The sequence below is a fragment of the Novosphingobium sp. genome (genome assembly GCF_040398825.1).
Classification (GTDB): domain Bacteria; phylum Pseudomonadota; class Alphaproteobacteria; order Sphingomonadales; family Sphingomonadaceae; genus Novosphingobium.
The window spans coordinates 1-12,143 of record NZ_JBBATI010000026.1; the positions used below are offsets into that span (position 1 = coordinate 1).

Annotated in this window: 15 protein-coding genes; 5 read left to right on the plus strand and 10 right to left on the minus strand. The window is 66.2% G+C overall.

The genetic code is table 11. From position 1 onward, the window contains the following. Positions 1-85: 85 nt before the first annotated feature. The gene (locus ABWP89_RS12895; protein WP_353229742.1) at positions 86-1,252 is read right to left on the minus strand and encodes a glycosyltransferase; all 1,167 of its coding nucleotides are present in this window, start codon (positions 1,250-1,252) and stop codon (positions 86-88) included. A gap of 154 nt (positions 1,253-1,406) precedes the next feature. On the opposite strand from ABWP89_RS12895, the gene ABWP89_RS12900 reads away from it, so the two are divergent. After that, complete coding sequence (locus tag ABWP89_RS12900) at positions 1,407-2,810, plus strand: protein adenylyltransferase SelO family protein (protein ID WP_353229744.1); 1,404 nt, start codon at positions 1,407-1,409, stop codon at positions 2,808-2,810. 54 nt (positions 2,811-2,864) lie between these two features. Continuing rightward, positions 2,865-4,283, plus strand: coding sequence for a succinylglutamate-semialdehyde dehydrogenase (locus tag ABWP89_RS12905; RefSeq protein ID WP_353229745.1), 1,419 nt, complete (start codon positions 2,865-2,867; stop codon positions 4,281-4,283). Between the two features lie 10 nt (positions 4,284-4,293). Here ABWP89_RS12905 and ABWP89_RS12910 read toward each other — a convergent pair whose 3' ends face one another. Both ABWP89_RS12910 and ABWP89_RS12915 read right to left on the minus strand, forming a co-directional pair. Continuing rightward, positions 4,294-4,533 carry a hypothetical protein gene (locus ABWP89_RS12910; RefSeq protein WP_353229746.1) on the minus strand — a complete coding sequence of 80 codons (240 nt, stop codon included), beginning with the start codon at positions 4,531-4,533 and terminating at the stop codon, positions 4,294-4,296. A 124-nt stretch (positions 4,534-4,657) separates the two neighbouring features. After that, complete coding sequence (locus ABWP89_RS12915; protein WP_353229747.1) at positions 4,658-5,035, minus strand: hypothetical protein; 378 nt, start codon at positions 5,033-5,035, stop codon at positions 4,658-4,660. Between the two features lie 183 nt (positions 5,036-5,218). Between ABWP89_RS12915 and rarD the strand changes: the two genes are divergently transcribed. Next, positions 5,219-6,145: an EamA family transporter RarD gene (gene rarD / locus ABWP89_RS12920; RefSeq protein ID WP_353229749.1), complete on the plus strand. Its 927-nt coding sequence runs from the start codon at positions 5,219-5,221 to the stop codon at positions 6,143-6,145. On the opposite strand, the gene pyrC is transcribed toward rarD, so the two are convergent. After that, on the minus strand, positions 6,123-7,157 hold the full coding sequence (gene pyrC, locus ABWP89_RS12925) for a dihydroorotase (protein ID WP_353229750.1): 1,035 nt from the start codon (positions 7,155-7,157) through the stop codon (positions 6,123-6,125). The two genes, rarD and pyrC, sit on opposite strands and share 23 nt — an antisense overlap. A 38-nt stretch (positions 7,158-7,195) precedes the next feature. Between pyrC and ygfZ the strand changes: the two genes are divergently transcribed. Then, complete coding sequence (gene ygfZ, locus ABWP89_RS12930; RefSeq protein ID WP_353229751.1) at positions 7,196-7,954, plus strand: CAF17-like 4Fe-4S cluster assembly/insertion protein YgfZ; 759 nt, start codon at positions 7,196-7,198, stop codon at positions 7,952-7,954. 338 nt (positions 7,955-8,292) lie between these two features. On the opposite strand, the gene ABWP89_RS12935 is transcribed toward ygfZ, so the two are convergent. The 4 genes from ABWP89_RS12935 to rplU all read right to left on the minus strand — a co-directional run bounded on the left by ABWP89_RS12935 (position 8,293) and on the right by rplU (position 10,387). After that, complete coding sequence (locus ABWP89_RS12935; protein WP_353229752.1) at positions 8,293-8,865, minus strand: TetR family transcriptional regulator; 573 nt, start codon at positions 8,863-8,865, stop codon at positions 8,293-8,295. A gap of 115 nt (positions 8,866-8,980) precedes the next feature. Next, complete coding sequence (locus tag ABWP89_RS12940) at positions 8,981-9,499, minus strand: GNAT family N-acetyltransferase (RefSeq protein WP_353229753.1); 519 nt, start codon at positions 9,497-9,499, stop codon at positions 8,981-8,983. Positions 9,500-9,793: 294 nt separating this feature from the next. Beyond that, entirely contained in the window at positions 9,794-10,063 is a 270-nt protein-coding gene (gene rpmA / locus ABWP89_RS12945) for a 50S ribosomal protein L27 (RefSeq protein WP_353229755.1), read from the minus strand. A 27-nt stretch (positions 10,064-10,090) separates the two neighbouring features. Beyond that, positions 10,091-10,387 carry a 50S ribosomal protein L21 gene (rplU, locus tag ABWP89_RS12950; protein ID WP_353229756.1) on the minus strand — a complete coding sequence of 99 codons (297 nt, stop codon included), beginning with the start codon at positions 10,385-10,387 and terminating at the stop codon, positions 10,091-10,093. A 339-nt stretch (positions 10,388-10,726) separates the two neighbouring features. Here rplU and ABWP89_RS12955 point away from each other — a divergent pair, with 339 nt between their 5' ends. Then, complete coding sequence (locus ABWP89_RS12955) at positions 10,727-11,245, plus strand: hypothetical protein (RefSeq protein WP_353229758.1); 519 nt, start codon at positions 10,727-10,729, stop codon at positions 11,243-11,245. A 178-nt stretch (positions 11,246-11,423) separates the two neighbouring features. Here the strand turns inward: ABWP89_RS12955 and ABWP89_RS12960 are convergent, their stop codons facing one another. After that, on the minus strand, positions 11,424-11,894 hold the full coding sequence (locus ABWP89_RS12960; RefSeq protein ID WP_353229759.1) for a molybdenum cofactor biosynthesis protein MoaE: 471 nt from the start codon (positions 11,892-11,894) through the stop codon (positions 11,424-11,426). 2 nt (positions 11,895-11,896) lie between these two features. Beyond that, the gene (locus ABWP89_RS12965; protein ID WP_353229760.1) at positions 11,897-12,142 is read right to left on the minus strand and encodes a MoaD/ThiS family protein; all 246 of its coding nucleotides are present in this window, start codon (positions 12,140-12,142) and stop codon (positions 11,897-11,899) included. Position 12,143 lies beyond the last annotated feature (1 nt).

The window sequence follows — 12,143 nt, forward strand, 5'->3', positions numbered from 1 at the left end:
GATAGTACCATATGGGTGGTCGGGTGGGGGAGCGGGCCGGTGCCGACTTCGAAACGCGCCCTATCGCGCGTTTCGACTCAGGCCTTCACGGGAACTGCTCCAGCCCCAGCGCACCGCCATAGAGCGCGGCATAGCGCGCCGCCATCGCCGCTTCGTCATATTCGGCGACCGCGCGCGTACGGTTGGCGGCGCCGATGCGCGCACGCAAATCGGCATCGCCGGCCAGGTCGGCCAGCGCCGCGCCCAGCGCCGCATCATCGCCGGGCGCCGTGATGAACGGGGTATTTTCCGGCGCGACCATCATCGCCACATCACCCACCGCCGGCGCCACCACCGCCAGCCCGGCGGCCATCGCCTCGATCACCGACAGCGGCGCCTGTTCACTGTCGGATGACAGCGCGAACAGATCAAACAGCCCGATCGCACTGGCCGGATCAGCGACATGGCCCGGCAGATGCACGCGGTCGGCAATCCCGGCGGTGACCGCGGCATCGACAATCGCATCGCGTTCCGGCCCTTCGCCAACGATCACCAGATGCCATTCGGGCGGCATTGCGCAAAACGCCCGCACCAGCCGCGGCAGATTTTTCACGGGCCGAAGCCCCGCCAGCGTGCCCAGCCAGCGTTCGCCCGGACGCTTGATGATGCGCGGCAACGCGTCGGGGCGCGGCGGATGCGCGGGATCGGGGGCGTAACGCGCTGTCGGAATGCCATTGGCGATCAGCCGTACCCGCGCGCGTGGCTGCGCCCAGGCGTCCAGCGCGATCGCCTCCAGCTGGTGCGATGGCACCACCAGCGCATGCGCGCGGGCCAGCGCCAGCCGCCGGTACCAGTTGCGCTGCCATTTCAGGCCGTCAGCCTCATCCGCGTTGAACCCGTCTTCGTGGTGGATCAGCGGGGCCAGCCGCGCCGACGGTGCAAACAGCGCATGCGCCAGGACCGCATCCATCGCCCCCCAATTGTAGGTGAGGATCAGGTCAAACCCGCGCATCGCCCGTGCCAGCACTTGCAACCGCCGCACGCCGACCTTGCCCGCCAGCGGCGGAAACCCGAACGGGTAATGCACCGCCAGCCCGGCATCGACCAGCGCGCGTGCGCCCATCGCATCGGGCATCGCCGAAACGATCGAATGGCTGGCGCCCTGGCCAAACCGGTTGATCAGCGCGACCGCGCGGCGTTCCTTGCCACCGGCCGCAAAGGTCGAATGCAGATGCAGAATATGCGGCGGCCGCGCACCGCGGGTGCCGGTCATGGCGGGGGGAGATCGATCATGGGCATCACAAGCGCCGCGGTGCGGCCAATTGGCCCGATTCGCAAGCCGTGACGGTGCGGCACGACGGCCCGCCCCCCACGTTTTTGGGCAAAAGCTTGCGCAAAGGCGGCGTTGTCCCCACAAGCGTAACCGCATGACCGAACCCGTCGCCCCCCCGGCGCTGACCGCTGCCGCCGCTTATCGCCCCTCCCCGCGCATCCTGGATCTGGCCGGCTGGCTGGGCGATCCGGTGCAGGCGGCGGACTTTCCCCAGACCACCTTGCGCCTGCGCAACGATGCTGCCGCCGCGCAAGTGGGGCTGGACGGGCTGGATGATGCGCAATGGGTGGCGCATTTCGGGCGCTTTGCGCCGCTGCCGGGCAATCTGCCGCAACCGCTGGCGCTGCGTTATCACGGCCATCAGTTTCAGGTGTACAACCCCGATCTGGGCGACGGGCGCGGGTTTTTGTTTGCGCAATTGCGCGATGCGCAGGGCCGCCTGCTCGATCTGGGCACAAAGGGATCGGGCCAGACCCCGTGGAGCCGCCAGGGCGATGGCCGGTTGACGCTGAAGGGCGCGATGCGTGAGGCGCTGGCCACCGAAATGCTGCAAGCGCTGGGCGTGAACACCAGCCGCACGTTCAGCGTGATCGAAACCGGTGAGGCGCTGTGGCGCGGCGATGAACCATCGCCCACGCGCAGCGCGGTCATGGTGCGGCTTAGCCACGGGCATATCCGCATCGGCACGTTTCAGCGTCTGCTGGCGCTGGAGGCGGCGGACGAGATGCACGCGCTGATCGATTATTGCCTGACGCAGTTTCCGGGTTCGGCCGGGCCCGATGGCGCCAGCCCGGCCACCCGCCTGCTGAACCAGGTGGTCGAACGGCTGGCCGATCTGGCCGCGCAATGGATGGTGGCAGGGTTCGTCCACGGCGTGCTCAACACCGACAACATGAACGTGTCCGGTGAAAGTTTTGACTATGGCCCGTGGCGCTGGTTGCCGCAGTGGGATGCGCAATTCACCGCTGCCTATTTCGATCACCAGCGGCTCTATGCCTTTGGTCGCCAGCCGCAGGCCCTGCACTGGAATTGCGGGCAACTGGCGGTGGCCCTGCGGCTGGTGGAACAGGCGCCACCGCTGATCGCCGCGCTGGGGCGGTTTGGTGAACTGTACCAGGCGGCAATGGCGCGCCGGTGGTGCTGGCGGCTGGGCGTGGAACCACGCGGGACCGAGGCCGACAGCGCGCTGATCGCGGTGTGTGAGGCGACGATGGTTCAGACCGGCATTGGCCCCGACGCGTTCTTCTTCACCCATCGCGGCGGGCGCAACGCGACCGGCCCACTGGCGGAGGCGCTGGCCGCGTACCACCCTGTGGCCGGTGATCATGCGTATTGGTCCGAACCGGCCCCGCAAACGATGCTGATTGACGATGTTGAAACGATCTGGGCGCAGATTGCCGAACACGATGATTGGCAACCTTTCCATGCCAGGCTGGCCGCGATCCGCCGGATGGGGCAGGCGCATGGCCCGGCGTTGCCGCCTGCCGGCGTGGGATAGCAAAGCATTCGTGGTTCTGGCAGATACGTAACCAAGAGGGTGGATCAGGCAAGCGTGGCAGCATCCCACGAGATTATTTCCCACGAACCGGCAACCGGTGTGGAACTGTGGCGCGGGCCGATCGGCGATGTTGGCGCGCTGGTCGCGCGCGCGCGCCGGGCGTGGCCGGGCTGGGCCGCACAGCCGCACACCATCCGCATCGAAATGGCCCGCCGCTTTGCCAACGAAGTGCGCAAGGAACACGACCGGCTGGCCACGCTGATCGCGCGCGAAACCGGCCGCCCGCTGTGGGAGGCGCGGGGCGAAGTTGAAGATGTGGTGGGCCGCGTGGAAATTGCGGTGCGCGCCTATGCCGAACGCACCGCGCAACGCCGGCTGGACAGCGCGTTGCAGGGCACCGCGGCGCTGCGGCACAAACCGCATGGCGTGATCGCGGTGATCACCCCGGCCAGCGCGCCGGCATCGGTGGCGACCGCGCAGATTATCCCTGCGCTGATCGCGGGCAACGTGGTGGTGTTCAAACCCTCCGAACGCACCCCGGCCACCGGCGAACTGCTGGTGCAATGCATGCACCGCGCCGGCATTCCCGCAGCAGCGGTGCAGATGCTGGTGGGTGGCCCCGACCAGGGGCAGGACCTGGCCGCGCATGACAGCGTCAACGCGGTGCTGTTTACCGGGTCGGCGCATGTCGGCATCGCGCTCAACCGGCGTTTGTCAGGCAATCCGGGCAAGCTGGTCGCGCTGGAACTGGGCGGCAACAACCCGATCGTGGTGTGGGACACGCCCAAAATTGCCGAAGCCGCGGTGCTGGTGGCACAATCCGCGTTCGCCAGCGCCGGGCAGCGCTGCACCGCGGCGCGGCGGCTGATCGTCAAGGCATCGCTGGCCGATGATATTATCGAAGAGGTGCGCCGGCTGGCCGACCGGATGATCGTGGGCGCGCCGTTCGATGATCCCGCGCCGTTCATGGGCCCGGTGATCGACAACCCGACCGCCGACGGCCTGACCGAAAGTTTTGTCTATCTGTTGTCCAACGGCGGGCGCGCGATCAAGCATCTGGTGCGGCTGGACGATGCCCATCCGTTCCTGTCCCCCGCGATCATCGATGTCACGCGGATGACCGAACGCCCCGATGTCGAACTGTTCGGGCCGCTGTTGCAGGTGGTGGTGGTCGATGAATTCGAAGCCGCGATTGCAGAGGCCAATGCCACGCGATTCGGGCTGTGCGCCGCGCTGATCGGCGGCGCGCCGCAGGATTACAACCGGTTCTGGGCGCAAGTGCAGGCCGGGGTGATCAACTGGAACCGGCCAACCCACGCGCATTCGGGGGCGGCACCAATGGGCGGGGTCGGTCTGTCGGGCAACCACCGCCCGGCCGCCTATTACGCGGCCGACAGCTGCGCCTATCCGGTCGCGTCGGCGGAACTGGACCAGCCACGCGCCGGCATTGGCGTCGGGCTGCGCGACGGGTAGTTCAGTCAGATTATTCGGGGGATGAACTGGCCAGGGGCTGTGGCGCGATCACGGGGCCCGGCGGTACAATAGCCAGATTGCGCCCGTTTTGCTGTGACAGGTCGGGATCAACCAGCAGCGGTGCCTGCAATGCGGCGGCCATGACCGGGTCATGCGCCGCGGGCGACCCCGGCGGAGTGCTGTCACTGCACCCGGCCAGGGCCGCCACTATCGACACGAGCGCCAGTACGCTGAAAGGACGGATCGTCATCATCGCCCCCTTTTCACCCGGCGCTGGTTAACACCGGGTGAGCAAGCGGTGCCGGCATGGTGTCATACCGAGTTGCGCTGATGGCTTTACCCCTCCCCCCTTCGGAGGAGGGGCATTCGTTGTTTTACCAGCGCGCACGGTGCCAATGGCGGTGGATCATCCGGTGATGGCGCCATTCGCGGTGGCCGTAACCATGATCGCGACGGGCTTCGCGGTATTCCCGGCGGTCGTCATGGCGGTTGTCGCGCATGTCGCCACGATGCATGTCGCCACGCCGCATGTCCCCACGCTGCATGTCGCCGCGCTGCATGTCCTGGCGGTGCATTTCAACCGGGGTATCGCGGCGCTGATCGGTGCGTTCGACCTGACCGTTCGGGCGCTGGTCGCCATAGGCCTGCGCCGATGCCGGTCCGGCCGCCGCAACCCCGGCCAGCGCAACCATGCCCAACGTGGCCAGTTTGATAAAGGACGAGGCTGCCTGTGCTTTCGCCATGAATGTCATCACACGTATTCCTGTTCCAATCGGGCGGCCCCACCTGGGGTCGCTCGATTGTTCATGTTTATGGCATCCAATATGAACAGGCGCCGAATGCTGCTGTCAGAAATGCCGAATGGGCGGTAAATTGGCGACCCACCCCGCCATTGCCGCTTGATCGGCCATGGGGTCGCCTGCCACAGGCTGCGGATGACCCAGACCGTGACCCCACCGGCAAATCGTGCCGCGCGCAATCCCGGGCTCTTTGCCGGGCTGGGCGCTTATGTGCTGTGGGGGTTTCTGCCGCTGCTGTTCCATGCCTTGCGCAGCGTGCCGCCACCGGAACTGATCGCGTGGCGGGTGGTGTTTACCCTGCCGATCTGCCTGATCTGTGTGGTGGTGGCGCAGGGCCAGGCCGATTTGCGCGCCACGCTGCGGCAGCGGCGGGTGTTGCTGCAACTGGCGGGCAGCGCTTCGCTGATCGGCGCCAACTGGATCATTTATGTGACCGCGGTGGTCAATGGCCATGTGCTGGCCACCAGCCTGGGCTATTACATCAATCCGCTGTTGAATGTGGTGATCGGCACGCTGTTTCTGGGTGAACGGCTGCGCTGGCGGCAATGGGGTGCGGTGGCCATCGCTGCGGTGGGAATCGCGCTGCTGCTGGCGGGCGCGATCACCATGCTGGGCACCGCGCTGGCGCTGGCCGGGACCTTTGGCATGTATGGCCTGTCGCGCAAGATGATACCGGTCAGCGCGATCACCGGGATGACCGTCGAAACGCTGGCGCTGTACCCGTTTGCGGTCGGCTGGGCGGTGATCACCGCGCGCATGCCCGCCGGGTCCGCCATGGCGCATGGCGGATGGGTGCCACTGCTGCTGATCATATCGGGGGTGGCGACTGCGATCCCGCTGATGCTGTTTGCAGTGGCGGCGCGGCGCCTGACGCTGTCAACGCTGGGGTTTCTGCAATTTACCGCACCGACGCTGGTTTTCCTGATGGGTGTGTTTGCGCTGGGCGAACGGCTCGATCCGCTGCGCCTGGCGTGTTTCGTGCTGATCTGGATCGCGGTCGCGCTGTTTGCGTGGGACAGCTGGCAGTACACGCGCTTCCTTAATCGACCAGCCGCCAGTTGAGCGTTTCACCGGCGTGGAACGGCACCACCGGGGTGCCGTTGCAATCGATCACAGCGGGCACGGTGACCGGTTCGCGCACCAGCGTCACCGTGTCCTGGTTCACCGGCAGGCGATAGAAAGCCGGGCCGTTCAACGACGCAAACGCTTCAAACCGGTCAAGCGCGGCTTCCTCTTCAAACACGCTGACATAGCTTTCCAGCGCGAACGGCGCGTTGAAGATTCCGGCACAGCCGCAGGCCGCCTCTTTCAGATCGCGGGCATGCGGCGCGGTGTCGGTGCCCAGAAACACCCGTTCGCACCCGCCCGTCGCCAGTTTGCGCAAGGCTACACGGTGATGTTCACGCTTCGCCACCGGCAGGCAATAGGCGTGCGGGCGAATGCCACCAACCAGCATGGCGTTGCGGTTGATATGCAAGTGCTGCGGGGTGATCGTTGCCGCCACGTTGGCGCCGGCGCCGGTCACGAATTGGGCCGCCTCTGTGGTGGTGATATGTTCAAACACCACGCGCAGTTCGGGCAGCGCGGCCACCAGCGGCACCAGCGTGCGATCGATGAACACCGCTTCCCGGTCAAAGATATCGACATGGGCATCGGTTACCTCGCCGTGGATCAGCAGCGGCATGCCGATCGCCGCCATGCGTTCCAGCACCGGCATGATCCGCGCCACATCGGTCACCCCGTGCGCTGATCCGGTGGTGGCGTGCGCGGGGTACAGCTTGGCCGCGACAAACACCCCGGCGGCAAACCCGCGCGCCACTTCATCGGGGTCGGTGCCATCGGTCAGGTACAGCGTCATCAGCGGGGTGAACCGTGCGTCGCCCACCGCAGCGATAATCCGCGCGCGATAGGCGGCAACGCCCGCCATGTCGGTCATCGGCGGGCTGAGATTGGGCATCACGATCGCGCGCGCGAACTGGCGCGCGGTATGCGGCGCAATCCCGTGCAGCAGCGCGCCATCGCGCAAATGGACATGCCAGTCATCGGGGCGGCGTATGGTGAGAGTCGTGATCATGCCTTTCCCATAAGCGCGGGGCACCCTATCTGTCACCCATGACCGACACCCCGCCCTCTACCCGCCTGCTGTCCCGCGCCGTTCTGCGCCTGTCGCCCACCGCGCCTGACGAAGATGTGGCCGCGTTTCTGCAAGGCCTGATCACCAATGACGTGACCGCCGACCTGCCGGTGTGGGCCGGGCTGCTGACCCCGCAGGGCAAGGCGTTGTTCGATTTTCTGGTCTGGCGTGACGGCGATTCGCTGCTGATCGATTGTGAGGCGGCGGCGGCGGACGCGCTGGTACGCCGGCTGTCGCTGTACCGCCTGCGCCGGCGCATCACCATCGCCCGCGATGACGCGCTGGGGGTGTTCTGGCAGGCCAGCGCGGAGGGCGTGCCGCAGGGTGCAGTGCACGATCCGCGCCTGCCCGCCTTGGGCCACCGCTGGATCGCCCCGGCGAACGGCGATGAGCCCGGCGCTGACGACCTGTGGCGCGCGCATCGCCTGGCCCAGGGCGTGACCGAGGGAGTGGCCGAGCTGGGCAGCGACGCAACGCTATGGCTGGAAACCAACGCCGCCGATCTGGGCGGCGTCAGCTTTACCAAGGGCTGCTATGTCGGCCAGGAAAACACCGCACGGATGAACTGGCGGCAAAAGGTCAACCGCCGGCTGGTGGTCGTGCCCATCGACCGGTCACGCCCAGAACGCCAGCGCGCCGCCTATCCCGACCTGGGGCTGGCGGTCGATCATCTACGGGTGGAGAATATTGTCGATCCGCCGCAATGGATGGCACTGGGCACCGACGACGACACCTGACGATCGCCGGGTTCCAGGCCGCGTTGACAAATTGCGCGGACGGAATGTCCGTATTGCGAATATTTTGCGTGTGCACCGAACGGCTGGAAATGGGGAGGAAAGCGGCCTCTCGGCAACGCACTCCTCGTCATTCCTGCGAACGCAGGAATCCAGAGTGGATGGCAAAACCTGTTGATTGTACAAGACGATTTTGTCGCGGAGCCGTCGTACCTGGATTCCTGCGTTCGCAGGAATGACGATTGTATGGCTGCCACTGGGGCATATGCTGACACGCAGTTTTGATTTCCGCAACGCCATAAGCTGCCGTCAACGTCAGTCTGGAATTTGTCCAGTGCTGCCTAACCCGCGCTTTCCATTGCTTCGCGCAGCATGCGTTCCGCGCGGTCGCGCGCGGCGGTGCGTGGCAGTTCCAGCGCGCGGCTGAGCGGGCCGCCGAGCATCGCATCGCCCAGCGCCATCAGCGTCAGCGCCAGCGTGCTGTCGCGGCGGGTTTCGCCGCCGAATTCATCGAGCTCGTTCACCAGATCATGGATGGTTTCGACAATCGGGTCGAGCGCATTGCGGTTGCCGGTCAACAACATCCATGATGCCAGCGCGCCCGCACCTTCGCGGTCAAACGCGTCGAACGTCAAATCGACCACATCGCGCGGGGTGCCGACGCCGCAACGGCTGGCCAGCACTGCGTCGCGAATCTTGGCGCAGATTGTCGCGGTCAGATAGCGCGCCAGATCGGCCTGCAGATCGGCAGCGGACCCGAAATGGTGCAGCAGGTTGGCGTGGGTGCGCCCGATCATCGCCGCCACGGCCTTTAGCGTGACCGCTTGCGGCCCGGCATCGATCAGCAGCAGGCGTGCCGCTTCCAGCGCGGCATCGCGGCTTTCTTCGGGACTGAGGCGTTTGCGTGTGGCCATTGGCTCCCATCGGCTGCCCCTGTGCCAGGACGGCGGGCAGAAACCGACCTAGTGCCCGCGCGCCGGAATGGCAAGGAAGCGCCGAAACACCCCTGTCACAATCATGACCTCACAATCAGGCGGCGCGGCGGACCATCGCCGGATCAAGCGGCGGGCAGGCCGGCTGGCACAGATCCAGCGTGTGAATCCTTGCCGGTTCGGCCACCCCGCGCAGCGCGCTGTGGCGGTTGCGCACGTGACCGGTGGGCGCAAACCCCAGTTTGGCCAGCATCCGCGATGCCGCGGGGTTTTCGCCAAACTGGTGGGCGACCACGCGGCAATGGCCCAATGTGCGGGCAATCGTCAGCGCGCCGCGCGCCGCTTCGGTCGCGAAACCTTGATTGGTCCATTCGCGGGTGATCAGCACGCCCAGTTCGGCATCGCCATCACATGGCCCGAACCCGACTGCGCCGATGATGCGTGCGCCACCGGCGGCGCTGGTCGCATCGGGCAGGGTGATCAGCATGCGGGGGTAGCGCGCGGTCCAGGCGCTGGTAACAAACGCCAGCGCGTGGCTGCCGATCAGGTCGTGAAGGTCGGCCCGGTCCTCTGGCCAGGCGGGCCGCAAGAACAGCCGTTCGCTGCGCATGAACATCGTGGTTCTCCTGTCGCCGCCCCGTTGATACCACCGCGCCGGTCCGCGCTGCCGGAATAACCCTCCGACGCCTGCGCGGCTAGCCTGCGGTGATGACAAGGCTATGTCTAAATCCATGAAATGCATCCACTTTGCGGCAAATCGCACGACAAACCGGATGTATCGGAGGCAGGCATGGCACAGGCACGAAAAAGGGGAGCCAGGCCGGGCCTGCTCCCCTGTAAAACCGGCCCGCGCATTGCGCAAAGACCGGCGGGGCCATCCCGTCAGGATGGCCCATGTGTGACCATCCGCTTATTCGGCGGCTGCTGCCTGCGCATCAACCGATACGTATTTGCGGCCCTGCTTGCCCGAATGGAACCGCACGCGGCCATCGGCAGTGGCGAACAGCGTGTGATCGCGGCCCAGACCGACATTGGCGCCCGGATAGACGCGCGTGCCGCGCTGGCGAATGATAATGTTACCGCCGATCACGTCCTGACCGCCGAACTTTTTCACGCCGAGGCGCTTCGACTGCGAATCGCGACCGTTGCGCGAAGAACCGCCTGCTTTTTTATGTGCCATGGTGGGTTACTCCTCAATCGGGCCGGATCAGGCGACGGACACAATGCGCAGCAGCGTGAGCGACTGGCGGTGCCCGTTCTTGCGGCGATAGTTGTGGCGACGGCGCTTTTTGAACACGATCACCTTTTCCGACCGCGCCTGCGCGATGATTTCGGCCGAAACCGTGACCGTGGCGGGATCGGCGAGCGCGCCGTCAACACCGGCCAGCAGCACGTCACCCAAGGTGATCGTTTCACCGGCTTCACCCGCCAGCTTTTCGACTGCGATCTTGTCTCCGGCGGCGACCCGATACTGTTTGCCGCCCGTGCGCACGATTGCGAACATGGTTCCTGCTATCCGTTTCAAATGCCTGACCCAGTCGGCGCCATGATTTTCCGAACCGAAAAGGTTGCGGCGAATCACATGAAACGCGAATTGGGCGAAACGCCGCGACATTGCGGTGTTCCTGAAAAGAGGCGTGCCGTTAAGCGAATGCGGCCGCGCTGTCAACATCGCGCCCGCTGCGTAAAATGGCGCCGGCACATTGGTATGCCGCCAAACCGGCCATTGCAGCGCCGCGCCACTGGCAGTCAGCGTCTGGCATGCTATGACACCGCGATGCAACCGACACTTTTTCCTGCCACCCTGCGGCCAGCAACGGCCCCACCGCCCCGGCCCCGGGCTATGCTCACGCTGGCCATGACACTGGCGCTGGCGGGCTGCAACGGCGGTGCCGCCACGTTCCCGTCGCTGGCAGAGCGCCCGGCGGAACGCGCCTTTGCGCAAAGCGGCATGTCCCCGCCACCGCCGCTACAATCACCGGCAACACCCGACGCGGCCACCATTCGGCAGATCAACGCCCTGCGCAGCGATGCCACCCGCGCGCACGAAATATTTTTGCAAGCGGTGGCCGATGCCACCCGGCTGGCCGCTGCGGCGCACGGCAGCGAAGTGGGCAGCGAAGCCTGGGCCGTGGCAACCGTGGCGCTGGCCACGCTCGATTCGGCGCGCAGCCAGTCCGCGCTGCCGCTGGCCGATCTGGATGCGCTGATGGTGGCCACCGCAGTCACCGCTGCGCAGGCCAACGATGCGGCGGGGTCGGCGACCTATGGCGCGGTGGCAGAAGCAGACCATGCGGTCGCAGCGCTGATCCGCGCAGAGGATGAGCGTATCGCCGCGTTACACGGGACGATGAGCGACTAAGACACCAAAGATCGGCATGAAAATTGGATGAATTGTTGCTCCTTGTCCTTGGACCCGCTCAAGCTGAGCCTGTCGAAGCACACGCGCCAACATTTGCCCAATCGCGGAAGAAAAGGGTGTAAATTCAAGCGCCGCGCGCGTGCTTCGACAGGCTCAGCACGAGCGGGTCCAGTAATATTTATAGGTACTTTGCCCAGCGCGCGCGGTCGCTGTGGTCCTCATCGCGGGGTTCGATCCAGCGCCAGCCGGCGGCGGTGCGTTCGCGTTTCCACAGCCACGAATCGCCCTTCAGGTGGTCCATCATGAAATCGGTGGCGGCAAACGCGTCGCGGCGGTGGCGTGCGGCGGCGGCGACCAGCACGATCGGGTCGCCGGCGCCCATTTCGCCGACGCGGTGGAGCAGCAGCACCCCGTCAAGCGCCCAGCGCCGCGCCGCGATTTGCGCCAGATTGCGAAACCCGGGCAAGGTCATCGGCGGATAGTGGCGGATTTCCAGCGCCAGCACGCCACTGTCTTCGCGCACCTGCCCCAGAAAGCTGACGATCCCGCCGGCGCCCGCCATGCGGGCGGTAAACCCCGCCAATTCCGCGCCCGCATCGAACGGCGCATCAAGCAGGCGAACATCGACCGGACCGGCGCTGTCGGACACAGTCAGCCCCCGCTGACCGGCGGCAAAAACGCCAGTTCATCGCCCGGCCGCAGCACGATCCCGCCACCGTGCGTCAGCAGTTCCCCGCGCAGCGCCAGCCGCACCCGGTCATCGAGAAGAGCGATGGCGAGTTCGGGCGGCAGCGTGGCCAGAATATGCTCCAGCGGCCCCGGCATGACCGCCAGTTCGGCCATGCCTGCCACATCTTCCAGCCGACCCAGAAACACCAGGCGTGCGTGGCCGTCCATC